The 15,907-nt window shown below is 28.2% G+C and carries 16 protein-coding genes and 1 other RNA gene; 13 read left to right on the forward strand and 4 right to left on the reverse strand.

The annotated features are described in order from the left end of the window. The first annotated feature begins 160 nt into the window (after positions 1-160). The 4 genes from ACFYH6_RS05415 to ACFYH6_RS05430 all read left to right on the forward strand — a co-directional run bounded on the left by ACFYH6_RS05415 (position 161) and on the right by ACFYH6_RS05430 (position 4,468). Positions 161-1,327, forward strand: coding sequence for an iron-containing alcohol dehydrogenase (locus ACFYH6_RS05415; protein ID WP_416178962.1), 1,167 nt, complete (start codon positions 161-163; stop codon positions 1,325-1,327). Positions 1,328-1,498: 171 nt separating this feature from the next. Next, positions 1,499-2,386, forward strand: coding sequence for a sulfide/dihydroorotate dehydrogenase-like FAD/NAD-binding protein (locus tag ACFYH6_RS05420; RefSeq protein ID WP_416178961.1), 888 nt, complete (start codon positions 1,499-1,501; stop codon positions 2,384-2,386). Between the two features lie 2 nt (positions 2,387-2,388). Further along, on the forward strand, positions 2,389-3,783 hold the full coding sequence (gene gltA, locus ACFYH6_RS05425; RefSeq protein ID WP_416178960.1) for an NADPH-dependent glutamate synthase: 1,395 nt from the start codon (positions 2,389-2,391) through the stop codon (positions 3,781-3,783). 289 nt (positions 3,784-4,072) lie between these two features. Then, on the forward strand, positions 4,073-4,468 hold the full coding sequence (locus ACFYH6_RS05430; RefSeq protein ID WP_416178959.1) for an RrF2 family transcriptional regulator: 396 nt from the start codon (positions 4,073-4,075) through the stop codon (positions 4,466-4,468). A gap of 58 nt (positions 4,469-4,526) precedes the next feature. Here the strand turns inward: ACFYH6_RS05430 and ACFYH6_RS05435 are convergent, their stop codons facing one another. Continuing rightward, entirely contained in the window at positions 4,527-5,147 is a 621-nt protein-coding gene (locus ACFYH6_RS05435) for a hypothetical protein (protein WP_416178958.1), read from the reverse strand. Between the two features lie 172 nt (positions 5,148-5,319). Between ACFYH6_RS05435 and ACFYH6_RS05440 the strand changes: the two genes are divergently transcribed. The 8 genes from ACFYH6_RS05440 (at position 5,320) to ssrA (ending at position 10,259) form a co-directional block, all read left to right on the forward strand. Then, positions 5,320-6,300 (forward strand): Gfo/Idh/MocA family protein, encoded by a 981-nt coding sequence (locus ACFYH6_RS05440; protein ID WP_416178957.1) that lies wholly within the window; start codon positions 5,320-5,322, stop codon positions 6,298-6,300. 197 nt (positions 6,301-6,497) lie between these two features. Further along, entirely contained in the window at positions 6,498-7,109 is a 612-nt protein-coding gene (locus tag ACFYH6_RS05445) for a GNAT family N-acetyltransferase (protein WP_416178956.1), read from the forward strand. 38 nt (positions 7,110-7,147) lie between these two features. Continuing rightward, a complete protein-coding gene (locus tag ACFYH6_RS05450; protein WP_416178955.1) occupies positions 7,148-7,561 on the forward strand; it encodes a GNAT family N-acetyltransferase in 414 nt (137 codons plus the stop codon). 29 nt (positions 7,562-7,590) lie between these two features. Beyond that, positions 7,591-8,238 (forward strand): CatA-like O-acetyltransferase, family 3, encoded by a 648-nt coding sequence (locus ACFYH6_RS05455; protein ID WP_416178954.1) that lies wholly within the window; start codon positions 7,591-7,593, stop codon positions 8,236-8,238. A gap of 24 nt (positions 8,239-8,262) precedes the next feature. Continuing rightward, the gene (locus tag ACFYH6_RS05460) at positions 8,263-8,481 is read left to right on the forward strand and encodes an AAA family ATPase (RefSeq protein ID WP_416178953.1); all 219 of its coding nucleotides are present in this window, start codon (positions 8,263-8,265) and stop codon (positions 8,479-8,481) included. A 14-nt stretch (positions 8,482-8,495) separates the two neighbouring features. Further along, complete coding sequence (locus tag ACFYH6_RS05465; protein ID WP_416178952.1) at positions 8,496-8,759, forward strand: hypothetical protein; 264 nt, start codon at positions 8,496-8,498, stop codon at positions 8,757-8,759. A 41-nt stretch (positions 8,760-8,800) separates the two neighbouring features. Further along, positions 8,801-9,625, forward strand: a complete 825-nt coding sequence (locus ACFYH6_RS05470; protein WP_416178951.1) for an endonuclease VIII — start codon at positions 8,801-8,803, stop codon at positions 9,623-9,625. Positions 9,626-9,905: 280 nt separating this feature from the next. Next, positions 9,906-10,259: a transfer-messenger RNA gene (gene ssrA / locus ACFYH6_RS05475) on the forward strand. A gap of 215 nt (positions 10,260-10,474) precedes the next feature. On the opposite strand, the gene ACFYH6_RS05480 is transcribed toward ssrA, so the two are convergent. After that, positions 10,475-11,848, reverse strand: a complete 1,374-nt coding sequence (locus ACFYH6_RS05480; protein WP_416178950.1) for a hypothetical protein — start codon at positions 11,846-11,848, stop codon at positions 10,475-10,477. Positions 11,849-12,225: 377 nt separating this feature from the next. On the opposite strand from ACFYH6_RS05480, the gene ACFYH6_RS05485 reads away from it, so the two are divergent. Beyond that, positions 12,226-13,212 carry a LacI family DNA-binding transcriptional regulator gene (locus ACFYH6_RS05485; protein ID WP_416178949.1) on the forward strand — a complete coding sequence of 329 codons (987 nt, stop codon included), beginning with the start codon at positions 12,226-12,228 and terminating at the stop codon, positions 13,210-13,212. Between the two features lie 53 nt (positions 13,213-13,265). Here ACFYH6_RS05485 and gtfA read toward each other — a convergent pair whose 3' ends face one another. Both gtfA and ACFYH6_RS05495 read right to left on the reverse strand, forming a co-directional pair. Further along, positions 13,266-14,729: a sucrose phosphorylase gene (gene gtfA / locus ACFYH6_RS05490; RefSeq protein ID WP_416178948.1), complete on the reverse strand. Its 1,464-nt coding sequence runs from the start codon at positions 14,727-14,729 to the stop codon at positions 13,266-13,268. A gap of 22 nt (positions 14,730-14,751) precedes the next feature. Next, positions 14,752-15,708 carry a carbohydrate kinase family protein gene (locus ACFYH6_RS05495; RefSeq protein ID WP_416178947.1) on the reverse strand — a complete coding sequence of 319 codons (957 nt, stop codon included), beginning with the start codon at positions 15,706-15,708 and terminating at the stop codon, positions 14,752-14,754. Positions 15,709-15,907: the final 199 nt, after the last annotated feature.

Here is a 15,907-nt window from a genome sequence, read left to right on the forward strand (position 1 = left end):
TTTAATTGTTCAATTTTATGACATTATTATTTTTTAAATATAAATGAACTCATAAAGGTGAATTGTTTAACAATATTGTTAAATAAAAAACAGTTGGCATAACACTTGCTTAATAATAAGTGAGAGTAAAAATAAATTTTATACTTATGGGAGGTTTATTATGGCACGTTTCACATTACCAAGAGATTTATATCATGGAAAGGGTTCTTTAGAAGAATTAAAGAATTTAAAAGGAAAGAAAGCTTTTATTGTAGTTGGTGGAGGCTCAATGAAGCGTTTTGGATTTTTAGATAAGGCTGAAAATTATTTAAAAGAAGCAGGAATGGAAGTTGAGATTTTTGAAGGTGTAGAACCAGATCCATCAGTGGAAACTGTTATGAAGGGTGCAGAAGCCATGAGAAGATTTGAGCCTGATTGGATTGTTTCAATGGGTGGTGGTTCACCAATAGATGCTGCAAAAGCAATGTGGATTTTTTATGAATATCCTGATTTTACTTTTGAAGAAGCAATTGTTCCATTTGGATTACCAGAACTTAGACAAAAAGCTAAATTTGTAGCTATTCCATCTACAAGTGGGACTGCAACAGAAGTTACAGCATTTTCAGTAATTACTGATTACAAGGCTAGGATTAAATATCCTTTAGCAGATTTTAATATAACTCCAGATGTAGCAATTGTAGATCCTGATTTAGCTCAAACTATGCCAGCTGAATTAGTTGCACATACAGGTATGGATGCATTAACTCATGCTATTGAAGCTTATACAGCAGCACTTAGATCTAACTTTTCAGATCCATTAGCTATTAAGGCAATAGAAATGGTTAGTGCAAATTTGGTTAATTCATATAATGGAAATGAAGAAGCAAGAAACTTAATGCATGAAGCACAATGTTTAGCAGGAATGGCATTCTCAAATGCTTTACTTGGAATAGTTCACTCAATGGCTCATAAGACAGGGGCTGTATTCCATATTCCTCATGGATGTGCCAATGCAATATTCTTACCATATGTAATTCAATATAATAGAGTTGAATGTGAAGATAGATATGCTGATATAGCGAAAGCATTAAAATTAAAAGGTGAAACAAATGCTGAATTAACTGATTCATTAATTGAAATGATAAATAACTTAAATACAGAATTGAATATACCACATACTATGAAGGAGTATGGAGTTAAAGAAGATGACTTTAAGGCGAATTTAGAATTTATTTCTCATAATGCAGTTTTAGATGCATGTACAGGTTCTAATCCAAGAAAAATAGATGATGAAACTATGGCAAAATTATTTGAACGCACATACTATGGAGCACAGGTTGATTTTTAGTATTAATAACTTAATATGACAAATATTTGATGAAAGTTACCTTAATAGATATTAGTTCTATTTTAGGTAACTTTTGCAATTAAATTAGACCTAAAAATACAATAAACAATTGTATGAAAATTCGAAAAATGTTAATATAATATTGAGATATAAATTATGAGGGGGACAATTATGTATAAGATAGTTAATAAGAGAGAGCTTACAGAAAATATATACCTAATGGATATAGAAGCTCCTAGAGTTGCCAAATCAGCTAAGCCAGGTCAGTTTATTATTATTAAAAATGATGACAAGGGTGAAAGAATACCACTTACAATAGCTGATTATAATCCAGAAAAGGGTACAGTGAGCATAGTTTTTCAAGCCGTTGGAAGAGGGACAAGAGAACTTGCTAGCTTTGAAGTAGGGGAATATGTAGCTGACTTTGTTGGTCCTCTTGGACAACCTAGTGAATTTATTCACGAAGATATTGAGGAATTAAAAAAGAAAAATATTATTTTTATTGCAGGTGGTGTAGGAGCAGCGCCAGTATATCCTCAAGTTAAGTGGATGAAGGAACATGGAGTTGACTGTGATGTAATCGTTGGAAGTAGGACTAAAGATTTATTAATATTAGAAGAAGAGTTAAAAGCAGTTGCAGGAAATTTATATATATCAACTGATGATGGAACATATGGATTTAATGGAAGAGTAACAGATTGTTTAAAATATTTAGTAGAAGAAAAAGGGGAAAAATATGACCATGCTGTAGTAATTGGACCAATGATAATGATGAAGTTTATGTCAATTTTAACTAAAGAACTTAATATACCAACTACAGTAAGTTTAAATCCAATAATGGTAGACGGAACAGGAATGTGTGGTGCTTGTAGAGTTACTGTTGGTGGAAAAGTTAAATTTGCTTGTGTTGATGGACCAGAATTTGATGGGCATCTAGTAGATTTTGATGAATCTATGAGAAGACAAACAATGTATAAAACTGAAGAAGGTAGAGAACAGTTAAAATTAGAAGAAGGGGAAACTCACAAACATGGTGGTTGTGGTTGTAAGGTGGAATAGTTATGAGTGTTCAAGTACAAGATAGAATGAAGAGAGTACCTATAGCAGAGCAAAATCCAGAAGTAAGAGCAAAAAACTTTGAAGAAGTATGTCTTGGATATACAGATGAAGAGGCAATAAGAGAAGCAAGTAGATGTTTAGGATGTAAAAATCCTAAATGTGTAGATGGTTGCCCTGTATCTATTAACATACCAAACTTTATATCACATATGAAAAAAGGTGAATTTGAAGAGGCTGCTAAGGAAGTAGCTAAATATAGTGCATTACCAGCAGTTTGTGGAAGAGTTTGTCCACAAGAAAGCCAATGTGAAGGTAAGTGTGTACTAGGAATTAAAGGTGAACCTGTTTCAATAGGAAAATTAGAAAGATTTATAGCAGACTGGTCAAGAAAAAATAATATAGATTTAGCTAGTAGAGAAGAACTTAAGAATAAGAAGGTTGCAGTAATAGGAAGTGGTCCAGCAGGATTAACTTGTGCAGGAGAATTAGCTAAAAAGGGTTATGATGTAACTATATTTGAAGCTTTACATGAACCAGGTGGAGTTTTAGTTTATGGAATTCCTGAATTTAGATTACCTAAGGATGATGTTGTTAGACCTGAAATAGAAAATATCAAAAAACTTGGTGTTACTATAGAAACAAATGTTATTGTTGGTAGAACTATAACTATTGACGAACTTATGGAAGTAGAAAATTTCAGTGCTGTATTTATAGGTTCTGGTGCAGGGCTTCCTAAGTTTATGGGAATACAAGGGGAAAATGCAAATGGAGTATTATCAGCAAATGAATTCTTAACAAGAGTTAATTTAATGAAGGCATTCAAAGAAGAATATCACACTCCAGTTAAAATAGGAAAGAAGGTTGCAGTTGTAGGAGGCGGTAATGTTGCTATGGATGCAGCAAGAACTGCTTTAAGACTAGGTTCTGAAACTCATATAGTTTACAGAAGAAGTGAATCTGAACTTCCAGCAAGAATAGAAGAAGTACATCATGCAAAAGAAGAAGGTGTAATTTTTGATGTACTAACTAATCCTACTGAAATATTAGTAGACGAAAATGGTTGGGTACAAGGTATGAAGTGTGTAGAAATGGAACTTGGAGAGCCAGATGAGTCAGGAAGAAGAAAGCCTATAGCTAAAGAAGGATCAGAATACATTATGGATGTTGATACTGTTATAATGTCTCTTGGAACTTCACCAAATCCATTAATTTCATCAACAACAAAGGGATTAGAAATTAATAAGTGGAAGTGTATAATTGCTGATGAAAATGGACACACAACAAAAGAAGGAGTATATGCTGGTGGAGATGCTGTAACAGGTGCTGCAACAGTAATACTAGCAATGGGAGCAGGCAAAAAAGCTGCAGCTGCAATAGATGAATATTTAAGTAAATAACTTAAAATTAAGGAGGTTGTTTAGACAACCTCTTATTTTTATGTGAAAAACTATTAATAAGGTATAAATAATATGTATATTCTAAGAATAATGTAAATAATGTGTAAATATTGTATATAAATTAGAGATATTTTGCTTCGTTTTATAGTATAATCTAGCAAAGGGTATTTTTGCATATATTTATGAGAAAAGGATATAAATATAAGTAATAACAATTATATTAGACTTTTAAATTATGCATATAATATTCGTAATTGATTATTATACAACACGAAAGAGAGGGGTATATATGTATTTATCCAAATTCACTGATTATTCTTTTAGGGCACTAATATATTTAGCAGAAAATAGAGATAAATTATGTACAGTAGAGGAGTTAGCTAAAAAGTTAGAAATATCAGAACATCATTTAAAGAAGATAATACATAAGTTAGCTAAAACAGATTTAATTATATCTATGAAAGGGAGAACTGGTGGTTTAAAATTAGGGTTAGAACCACAAGATATAAATTTAGGTGAAGTAATTAGAATCACAGAGGATAACTTAAATATTGCTCAATGTTTTAACAAAGACAATTGTTGTCCATATATATCTTCTGATTGCAAAATCAAAGGGATCATGAAGGAATCTCTAGAGGCGTTTCTTCATGAGTTTTCTAGATATACATTAAGTGACGTTCTATAAATAAAACACCTAGAGGCTGCTTAGGCGGCCTCTAATTTCATTTTCACATATAACATTTCTAGGGAATTTTCTTTTCTGTTAAGTTAAATTCATATTCATCTAAACCATTTTTAAAATAATCTTCATAATAATCTTTAGAAATAATAAAACTATTTCCTGAATCCTTTAATTCTAAAGTATGAATTAAATCTACACTAAAGGTTTTAACTTTATCAGGAGTATCATTATTAAAATAAGTAAAAGTATATTTTTCATTTAAAGTTAAATTATATAAACCATTTTTAACTTTTAACTCTTTGATTGTAGGAGTAGATTCTATATTTTTAAAAGTTAATCTTTTATCTTTAGCTAAATTTCTTAAAAAAGCTATTCTTTTGAATTCATGGGTTAAGGAGTACTCACCAAAATTTTCACTAGTATCATAAAACTTATAAAGCTTTTCTACATTTCCATTTAAAAATGCAGTATTTCTTATATCGAAAATATTTTGCATAAAATTAATTATTGAAGTTTCAATATTTTTATTTGAATCAGTTATAAAGGTACCAACATTTGAGGTAGTAGGATTATCAGAATTACTTATAAATTTTTTTGTATTAGATAAAAAGTAAATAAAATTAGTTATTATAAAAGCATAAAGAAAAAATCCAGATAGTAGTTTTAATAATTTCTTATTCATAAAATCTCTCCTTAGTTAAATTTGTATAAATTAAAGGTTAATAATCCAAATTAGGATATTATTAGTATGCTCATTAAAAGCAGTATAATTCTTTGGAAATTGTTGGCTAATAATTAACTAATATATGGTATAATAAAATTATTAAGATTTTATATAAAAAGAGGTGTTTAATATGATAAATATAGGTATAATTGGGAGTAATTTTATTACTGATAGATTAATTGAAGGGGCTAAAATAGTTAGTGATGTAAATATTTCAGCTGTATATTCAAGAACTGAAGAAAGAGCTAAAGAATTTGCAAATAAGCATGGAATTAAATATACATATACAAATTTAGAAGAAATGGCTAAAAGTGATTTAATAGATGCAGTATATATTGCCTCTCCAAATGCATTACATTCTAGCCAAGCTATCTTATTTTTAAAAAATAAAAAACATGTTTTATGTGAAAAAGCCTTTGCTTCAAACACAAAAGAAGTTGATGAAATGATAAAGGCAGCTAAGGAAAATGATGTTGTTCTTATGGAAGCAATGAAAACTACTTTATTACCAAACTTTAGAGTTATTAAAGATAATCTGCATAAGATTGGAAAGGTTAGAAAGTACTTTGCAAGTTACTGTCAGTATTCTTCTAGATATGATAAATACAAAGTAGGTGAGGTATTAAATGCCTTTAAAAATGAATTATCCAATGGTGCAATAATGGATATAGGAGTTTATTGCATATCTCCTATGGTAAACCTTTTTGGAAAACCTAATACTATAAAAGCCAATGGAATTATGTTAAACACAGGAGTAGATGGAGAAGGTAGTGTAGTTTTCGGTTATGATGATATGGAAGCAGTAGTTATTTACTCAAAAATAAGTAATTCATATTTACCATCAGAAATTCAAGGAGAAGAAGGTAACATTATAATAGATAGAATTAATGGATTTAATAATGTGAAAATAATATATAGAGATGGAAGAGAAGAGAATTTATCTTTAGAACAAAATGAAGCTGATATGTGCTATGAAGTTCAAGAATTTGCAAATCTAATTAACTCTGGGGAAAAGGAGTCTAAGATTAATTCATTAAAAGTATCAAGAGATGTTATTGAAGTTATTGAAGAAGCTAGAAAACAAATAGGAGTAATATACCCAGCAGACTAAATGGAATGAAAAATGAAGAATGTAGAATGAAGAATTTAGGAGAAAACTCTTCCAGAGTTTTGAAAAATGAGGGGATGAAAAAATGAAAATTCTCTTTTGTATTGGCAAAATCAAAATGAAGGAATGAAAAAATTAAGGAATAAATTCCACAGGAATTTAGAAATTATGCATTATGCATTAATTAAAGGGGTGAGAATTTGGAGAATTTAATAATAAGACAAGAAAATGAAAAGGATTATTTTGAGGTTGAATATATGACTAAGAATGCTTTTTGGAACAAATATGTTCCTGGATGTAATGAGCATTATTTAGTTCATAAAATTCGTGAAAGTGAAGATTATATTCCAGAATTAAGTAGGGTTGCAGAAATAGATGGTGAAATTGTTGGAACAATAATGTATTCAAAGGCTTATGTTACTGATGGTATTAATAAAATAGAAGTTTTAACCTTTGGGCCTTTATGTGTTGAGCCAAGCTATCAAAATAAAGGAATTGGTGGAGTGTTATTAGAAACCACAATGGAATTAGCAAGAAAAGCAGGTTATAAAGCAATTATAATATTTGGAGAGCCTGGATATTATCCTAAACATGGATTTAAAACTTGTGATAATTTTAATATTACAACTAGGGATTCTAAGAATTTTGATGCATTTATGGGAATAGAATTAGTTAAGGATGGACTTAAAGGAGTACAGGGGAAATTCTATGAGTCTGAAGTATTTGAAAACTTATCTAATGAAAAGGTAGATGAGTTTGATAAGAAGTTTCCTTATATGGAGAAATTAAAATTACCAGGTCAGTGGGAATAAGATTAATATTTTCTTACTTAATATATGGAGGAATATATATGCATTATAAGATAACTAGTATGCCTTCTGAAGGTGATAAGCAAGAAATATATGATGAATTATTAAAGTATAATCTTAAATATCTAGAAAATAGTCAAGTTCAGGAATTAGGTATATTTTTAGAAAATGAAGAAGGCGAAAAAGTAGCAGGGCTTATAGGTAAGACTCATGGTAATTGGTTAACTATTGATTATTTATGGGTTCATGAAAGCCTAAGGGGAAATGATATAGGAAGTGAAATAATAAATAAGGCAGAAATGGAGTCTAAATCAAGAGGTTGCAAGTATGCATTTCTAAACACCTTTAGTTTTCAAGCAGAAGGATGTTATCTTAAGTTAGGCTATAAAAAGGTATTTTCACTAGATGAATATCCTGTTATTGGGAAGAGGCACTATTTTGTTAAAGAATTATAAGAATCAGAAATTTAATAAAGGTGGGTTATATGGAAACAAGTAAATATAAAGTTATAGATATAGATAACTATTATAGAAAGGATGTATTTAAGCATTTTTCAGAGGATTGTAAGTGCTCTACATCAATAACAAGTAAAATCAATGTAACAAAATTAGTGGAGCATTCTAAAGATACACAAACAAAATTTTATATAAACTTTTTATATATACTTTCAAAGGTTTTAAATTCTCGGGATGATTATAAAATGCAGTATGACTATAAGAATAATAAACTTATAGTATATGAGAAAATAAATCCTAAACATTATATTTTTCATGAAGATACAGAAACTTTCACCATTGTTTATAGTGAATTTAATGATGATTATGAGTTGTTTTATAAGAACTGCTTGGCTGATATTGAAAATGCAAAGAAAACAAGAAATTATGGATTAGATAATAGTTATGAAAATTATTTTGATGCTTCATATATATCTTGGCTTTCATATGATTCATTAAATATAGAATTACCAGATGGATATTTATATTTAATTCCAATTATAAATTGGGGAAAATATAAAAAAGAAAATAACAAATTAATGATGCCAGTAACAGTAAGGATGAATCATGCAGCAGCAGATGGATACTTAGTTGCAGGTGTTTTTTACTTATTAGAAAAGGAAATAGAAAAATTATAATTTATAATGGGGGGTAGTTTATATATGAAGAATTTATATTTAATTGGTGGTACTATGGGTGTTGGAAAAACTACCACCTGTCAAATTATGAAGAGAAAATTGAATAATAGTGTTTTTCTTGATGGAGACTGGTGCTGGGATATGGATCCCTTTATAGTAAATGAAGAAACTAAGAAAATAGTTATGGAGAACATTTGCTTTTTACTAAATAACTATATAAAGTCTTCAGTTTACGAAATATAATTTTCTGTTGGGTTATGCATGAGCAAAGTATTATTGATGAAATTTTATCTAAATTAAATACTGAAAATTGTAATGTATATTTAATTTCTTTAGTTTGTAATAGAAAAGCTTTAAAGGATAGATTAGAATTGGATGTAGATAATGGGTTAAGAACTACAGATGTTATTAGCAAAAGTTTAGAAAGAGTACCTCTGTACAAAAATTTAAGTACAGAAAAAGTAGATGTATCAAGAATTAGTCCAACAGAGGCAGCTAATTACATAATATTAAATTGTTAAATTGGGATAATTAAAAGAATTTTATGAGAGGAGCTATAGTTATGCTAGAATTTCCTGAAGTAATAACTATATCAAAAGAGCTTAATAATATCATTGCTTTGAAAAAAGTTAAAAGGGTTATGCCACCAACTAAGATACATAAGTTTTGTTGGTATAATGGAGAGCCAGCAGAATATAATGATGCAATAAAAAATTCTAAAATAGTATCAGTAGAGGGTTTTGGAATATATGTAGAAATAGCTTTTGATAATGGATATAAGCTTTGTTTTAATGATGGTGTAAATATAAGACTTTTTACTGATGATGAAATTCCAAAGGATTATCAATTACTAATAGAATTAGATGATGAGTCAATGTTAGTATTTAAGGTTGTAATGTATGGTGGAATTATTCTTCATAATAATAATTATGATAATGAATACTATATAAAAAGCAAAAATTATACATCACCTTTATCAGATGAATTTGAAAAATATTATAATAAAGTCCTTTTAGAAAGTAAAGATAATCTAAGTGTTAAGGCTTTTCTAGCAACAGAACAAAGATTTCCTGGCATTGGGAATGGGGTATTACAGGATATCTTATTTGAAGCAGGTATTCATCCAAAGAGGAAAATAAGTACTTTAAGTAAGGATGAAAAGGATAGTTTATTAAAGTCTATTATTAAAGTTACTAATAATATGCTTAAAGAAGGCGGACGTGATACAGAAAAAGATATCTTTGGACATAAAGGCGGTTATAAAGTTAAAATGTCAAAAAATACTGTTTCAGAAGGGTGTCCAAAATGTGGCGGCCAAATTATAAAAGAAACATATTTAGGTGGTTCAGTTTATTATTGTCCAGTATGTCAACCATTTATAAAATAGTGTTTATGCTTAGTAGAATTTAATAATGTAGAAGAAATAGGTCCTTTAGAATTTGATCATCAAAATAATATGGATGATTGGCTAATTATAAATAAAATAGAAGATGTAGTAGTTGGAACAAGTATTCCTTATAATTATGATAATTCGAAATTTAAATAATTCAAAATTGGAAATTACTAGATAAAATGTATCCTTTAAGGCTGTTGACAGAAAAAATTTTATAATATATAATTACAAACGTAATGAAAATTGAATATTCGCGTTAAACTAATTTTAACCTGGGGGCGTTTTGGCTTCGACGGGGGTAAGATGGGTTTGATAAGCGGGCCGAGGCAAGCATGTCACCTCGCTAATAAAGTATGCATTAAAGATAAACGCAGAAGACAATTTTGCATTAGCAGCTTAATGTAGCTGTTCATCAGCCCAGGGTGCCCACGCTCTGGATCACTGGTGTCATTAAAGTGGGAAACGAAGTTTAGCAAAGCTTTGAGCTAAAGGGGTATTCATGAAGCTAGGAAATTAGGAGTTTGTTTGTGAGCGAACTAAGGACCGAAATTTTAGTCACAAACTACGCTCGTAGAAAGTCAGATTGGTCTGCTTTCGGACAGGGGTTCGATACCCCTCGCCTCCACCATAACCTTAATAAGCCGTGAAGTAATTCACGGCTTTTTTGTATATTTAATTATCTACTATTAATATAACTCTTTTATAATATATTATACATAATTTAATATTTATAAGGTTAATTAAAATATAATTATATGTAAAAAAATATATATATGAGCACGACCCCTCGCCGTAAAATTTACGTTAGGAAAAAATCCTTTTATTCGATTAAGCTACTAATATTTAGATTGCTATCGTATATATTTTTTTAGGGTTACATAATTTATAGTATTGTATTGAAATACTTTCAAAACCCTTTAATTCATAACTGCCATATTTACATATATTAAAGGCTGCATTTAAGTCTGCATTTAAAATTTTATTATATTTAGTATCTTTAAATAATCCTCTTTTAACTCGTCTTCCTCCGAAGACATCAGTTGAAATTAAATTACTTGAAGCTAATGATTTTATGTAAAAAATATTACTACTTAAGCAAGAAGTTTTTGATGTATATGATTCATCTATTTGGATTATTTTTATATTAAATTTAGATGCTTTTAAGCAAATATAATCTATCAGTTTTATTATTGGGATTTGAAAAAAGTGTTGCCTTATATTTTTTGATATTTTGCACTTACCATTATTTTTTAATTCATTAATACTTTTAGATAATACTAAATGTGTGACATTATTATTTTTTAAATATAATAATATATATTTGGAAAGTTTATGGAATTCAGAATGGAAATAATTATTTTTCTTTTCAAATATAAATCTTTTATAAGTATTTAAATAATTATTATCTTCAATATTATTAATGGTATTATCTATCTTTGAAAGTAATCTATTGAAACTAGAATTATAACCAATGAATTTTTTGCCACTAATTATCAATGACTTACTAGTATTATCATGTATATATATTGAAGCTATATTCTTTATTCCAATATCTAACCCAGCATATTTTATACTATAAACGCTTTCAATATTTAATTGAGATTCAATATAATTTATTAACATATATACATATCCATTTGAATAATTTAAATTTATATTTTTTATATTGCTAAAATTTTTCACTATTTTCAATAATGGTTCATGTTTTACATGAGTGTATATCATTTTATCATATAGATTTAAGCCAATAACATTTTTCCTCTTAAGTGTTATAGATTTATATCCATCCATATATAATGTTATGTGGTTTACAGAGGATAGTTTCTTAGTAGATGGTTTATTGACTTTAAAGTTGCCATTTTGTGATTGTGTGTAGGTAGATTTATAGTTTTTCTTAATATTTTTAATTTGTTCTACAAGATTATGAGATTTTAATTCTCTACTAACATTAATTAAATCATTCATAAGAGAATTATCTTTGTAATATGTTTTAACATACTCAACATCATTTCTTAATACACCACCACTAGTATTCGTAAATATTGCCCTCATAACTCTTCCATTAGTTAAAAATCTAAAGTTTTTACCATTATTTTGGTTTATATCTTGATTTATTAAGATTATTAACATATTTTCAAAATGTTGAGTAAGAAAAATTTTATTTTTTAAATAATCTAATATATGTCTATCTTTTATTCTAACCTTTATTGTTCTCAAAATTTCACCTCCTAAATAATAGTATGTAAATTATACTGAAAATTATTAATAACTATAATGAAAGTTACGTGAGTTATCAATAATAATGTAATTTGTGCAGTGAATGTTAGGGAGAAGAGGAAATACTTTTAGGTAGTGGCATAGGTTTTCAAAAGAAAAAAGGGAGAAATAAAATTAGAGGTGGATTATTAATTTTCTTTAAAAAGTTAAATAATAAGATTACCACGATATAATATTATAATAAAGATTATAAAGATAGTAATTCTATATCTCATAAATATTTTATTTATAAAAAATTATTAAATAAATAAGTTCATTGACCTTGTAGGTAGAAATTTATTATAATTATTAATATTAAATAGGATAGGAGAAGGTATATGGCTACAATAGTAGATGTTGCAAAGTTAGCAGAAGTTACACCAACTACTGTTTCGCGTGTAATTAATAATAGAGGTTATATTAGTGAAAAAACTAGGAATAAAGTTAATGCAGCAATGGAACAGTTAGGCTATCAGCCTAATGAGATAGCACGATCATTATCAAATCGAAAAAGCAATACAATAGGAATAATAGTTCCTCATATATCTCATCCATACTTTGCAAAATTAATAAGTAATCTAGAAACAGAAGCTGCTAAAAGTGGTTATAAGATTCTTTTATGTAATAGTAAAGAAAAGGTTGAAAAAGAAAAACAATATTTAGATATGTGTAAAAGCAATAGAGTTGCAGGAATAATCCTTTGTAGTGGGAATATAGAATCAAATAAAATAAATACAGGTAATATTCCTGTTGTATTATTAGAGAAAAACTTTGAAGAAGATAAATTAGGAATTCAATGTAATAATTATCAAGGTGGAAAGATTGCAACGGAACACCTAATAAAATGTGGCTGCAAAAAACTATTACATTTTAGTGGAGTTATTGATGAGGATATGCCAGCAGATAATAGAGAAAAGGCTTTTATAGATATTTGTAATAAAAACAATATTGAATATCATATCAAAAAGTATGATATTAATACATATAAAGAGAAAAATTACTATAGTCATATAAAAAGTGCATTAATAGAATTAAAAGATATAGATGGAATCTTTGCTAGTAGTGATTTAATAGCTGCACAAGTTATTCAAGTTTGTAATGAATTAAAAATCAGAATACCTGAAGATATTCAATTAGTTGGATTTGACGATGTTGATATAGCCACTTTAACAACTCCAACAATAACAACTATTCATCAGCCAATTAAAGAAATGGCAACTTTAGCAATTGAATTAATTGAGAAAAAAAATAAGGACTTAGAGGTAATAAAAAATACTATATTACCTATAGAATTAATAATTAGAAATAGTACTATAAATAGATAAAAGGAGCTGTCGCCCTAAATTTTTAATTTAGGTTGCGACAGTCCCTTATTATATTAAAGTGTGTATATTGATGTATCACCATCATTATTTATATATTTGATTGTTGATTTGCTAGTGTTTAAATCAACATTTAGAGTACAATATTTATCATCTTTTTTCCAAGTTAATATAATTTTATTATTGTCCGAGTCTTCAACAATAAAATCACCATCAAATGCAGGATAATCATTTCTGAAATCAATAAGTTTAAGTAATCTTTGAACTACATTTTTGTTATAGGCTTTATCGATTTCTTCTAAAGTAAAGTTGTGTCTATTTATTTCACGTCCTTCTCCAGTACGAGTAACATTTGCAACATCATTTTCACCAGCTAATAATCCAACATAGTATACTTGTGGAATACCAGGAGCAAAGAATTGTATTGCTCTTGCAGTTAAGTATGCATCATCATTACAGCCTAAAACAGAATAATAAGAACATCTTATTTGATGAACATCAAATCCATCAGCACTCTTATGTGCATCAGAATGAACTAGACTTAAATTTGCACCATGATCTAAGCAGTAATTAACAATTTTTCTAGCATCATTAGAGGATACTAAATCATCTAAGTCAGGCTTTATAGGAATTCCATCATGACAGTCTAACATTGTAAATTGATTATTAGGTCTATCTTTTAAGTATTCTTTAATTTGAGAACTAGATTTATTAACTATTGTACTAAGAATCATGTATGGAAGTATAAAATCATAAATATAATTTCCATACTTAGCTAACTTAAATTGAGTAGTATAATGAGCATGAACCTCTGGAAGTAAGCTTATATCAAGAGATTTAGCTAAATCAGATACCCAGTCTAAGAATTTATATATTTCTGGTTCAACAAAGAAGCAGCTAGTGCCAAGCTTTTTTGTTATATATCCTACAGCATCAAGTCTTACAATTTTAACATTATTTTTATGGAAGTTCTCGAAGAATTCTTTCAATAATGCTTTAACTGATTCTGAGTTTATATCAAGATCAATTTGTTCAGAAGGAGTTTCTTTACCAAAAGTAGTCCAAACAGAAGTTTCTTCTCCTTTTATGTTAAATGTTGAGTATGGAACTTGTCTACGTAAGAACATTTTATCTATATCTTCTTGAACAGGCTTTCCATCACTCCAAAGTTTATCTAATGTAATAAATAAATCAGCATATTTTGATTCTTTTCCATTTTTTAAAAAGTCTTGGAAGAATACTGAATTCTTAGAAATATGATTAACCATTAAATCAAGCAGTACATCATATTTTTCACCTATCTTACGGATATCTTCCCATGTACCAAACTTTGGTTCTATTTCTAGATAAGTAAGAGGTGCAAATCCTCTATCTCCTGATGATGGGAATGGTGGAAGTATATGAATACCACCTTTAAATGTATTTGGAAAATATTTATTTAGTACCTTGTCTAATGTTTTTAAATCTCCACCTAAAGAGTCTGGGTACGTTATTAGTTGAACTTTATTTTTAACTGCCATTTTATTATCTCCTTTTGAATTGCTATATATTATAAAGTAATTTTAATTCTTGGATAGAAGGTAATTTCGCAATAGCACCTGTATGTTTTAATTTAAATGCACTTGCTGCAAAACCAATATTTAAGGATTCCTTTAAGGTATAATTACTAGTTATAGAAGCATAGAATCCTCCCCAGAATGCATCTCCAGCACCAGTAGTATCTACAATTTCAGTAGCTAAAGTTTTAAATCTTATAGTTTCTTTTCCGTTAGAAACTATTGCACCATCTTTACCTAGTGTCATTATTACAAATTTTGCGCCACACTCTATGAATTTGTTTACATGGTTCTCAGGAGTATCTGGGCCAAAGATTCTTTCAGCATCAACTTCTGATGGTTTTATTATATCTATTTTACTTATAAGATTTTTTATATATTCTATTCCATCATGTCCTTCTTCCCAAATCATTTCATGATAGTTAGGATCAAATCCTATAAGAACATCATTTTTTCTAGCTTCTTCAATTACTTTTTCAATCATTTCTCTTGATTTTCTTTGAGAAATAGGCCAGCAAGAAAAATGAACTATTTTACTATTTTTTAATGCTGAATGGATTTCAGAAGTATATTCCAAATTATAATCAGCATTACGGTAGAAAATAGGTATAGGAGTTTCTTTGCTTTTAGTTACAAGCACCATACTTGTAGAATGATTAACTCTATTTATTAGTTCTGTATTAATATTATTTTTCTTTAAGTGATTAACTAAAAAATCACCTAATCCATCATTACCTACGCATGAAGTTATAATTGGATTTCTGCCAAGTTTTTTTATATTCATAGTTATATTTGCAGGTGAACCACCAAAGAATCTTGAGTATTTACTACAAGAAAAATCAGTATCGTAGTCATCTGAAATCATATCTACTAAAATTTCACCAATTGTAAATACATCATTAGTTCTATTTTGAAATTGTATAGCATTATTAAAATTAAACATGAGTACCTCCAAACTATTTTATATGAGAAGAGTATAAATATAAAAAAAATATATGTCAAGCGTTTGACATATATTTTTTTGCAGCTTAATGTATTTATTTATAAAATAAATATTGGATAAATATAGAATAAATATTGTATAAATATTGAATAAATTTTGAAATTATTATAATATATAGTTTATAAAATTATTGATAGTA

Source organism: Clostridium sp. HCS.1 (assembly GCF_047900555.1).
Taxonomy (GTDB): Bacteria; Bacillota; Clostridia; order Clostridiales; family Clostridiaceae; genus Clostridium.

What these genes read in the sequence shown, in the direction of transcription:
- ACFYH6_RS05460 (WP_416178953.1), top strand. Translation starts at nt 8,263, where the DNA reads ATGAAGAATTTATATTTAATTGGTGGTACTATGGGTGTTGGAAAAACT.
- ACFYH6_RS05415 (WP_416178962.1), top strand. Translation starts at nt 161, where the DNA reads ATGGCACGTTTCACATTACCAAGAGATTTATATCATGGAAAGGGTTCT.
- ACFYH6_RS05450 (WP_416178955.1), top strand. Translation starts at nt 7,148, where the DNA reads ATGCATTATAAGATAACTAGTATGCCTTCTGAAGGTGATAAGCAAGAA.
- gltA (WP_416178960.1), top strand. Translation starts at nt 2,389, where the DNA reads ATGAGTGTTCAAGTACAAGATAGAATGAAGAGAGTACCTATAGCAGAG.
- ACFYH6_RS05455 (WP_416178954.1), top strand. Translation starts at nt 7,591, where the DNA reads ATGGAAACAAGTAAATATAAAGTTATAGATATAGATAACTATTATAGA.
- ACFYH6_RS05485 (WP_416178949.1), top strand. Translation starts at nt 12,226, where the DNA reads ATGGCTACAATAGTAGATGTTGCAAAGTTAGCAGAAGTTACACCAACT.
- ACFYH6_RS05440 (WP_416178957.1), top strand. Translation starts at nt 5,320, where the DNA reads ATGATAAATATAGGTATAATTGGGAGTAATTTTATTACTGATAGATTA.
- ACFYH6_RS05435 (WP_416178958.1), bottom strand. Translation starts at nt 5,147, where the DNA reads ATGAATAAGAAATTATTAAAACTACTATCTGGATTTTTTCTTTATGCT.
- ACFYH6_RS05430 (WP_416178959.1), top strand. Translation starts at nt 4,073, where the DNA reads ATGTATTTATCCAAATTCACTGATTATTCTTTTAGGGCACTAATATAT.
- gtfA (WP_416178948.1), bottom strand. Translation starts at nt 14,729, where the DNA reads ATGGCAGTTAAAAATAAAGTTCAACTAATAACGTACCCAGACTCTTTA.
- ACFYH6_RS05470 (WP_416178951.1), top strand. Translation starts at nt 8,801, where the DNA reads ATGCTAGAATTTCCTGAAGTAATAACTATATCAAAAGAGCTTAATAAT.
- ACFYH6_RS05420 (WP_416178961.1), top strand. Translation starts at nt 1,499, where the DNA reads ATGTATAAGATAGTTAATAAGAGAGAGCTTACAGAAAATATATACCTA.
- ACFYH6_RS05465 (WP_416178952.1), top strand. Translation starts at nt 8,496, where the DNA reads ATGCATGAGCAAAGTATTATTGATGAAATTTTATCTAAATTAAATACT.
- ACFYH6_RS05495 (WP_416178947.1), bottom strand. Translation starts at nt 15,708, where the DNA reads ATGTTTAATTTTAATAATGCTATACAATTTCAAAATAGAACTAATGAT.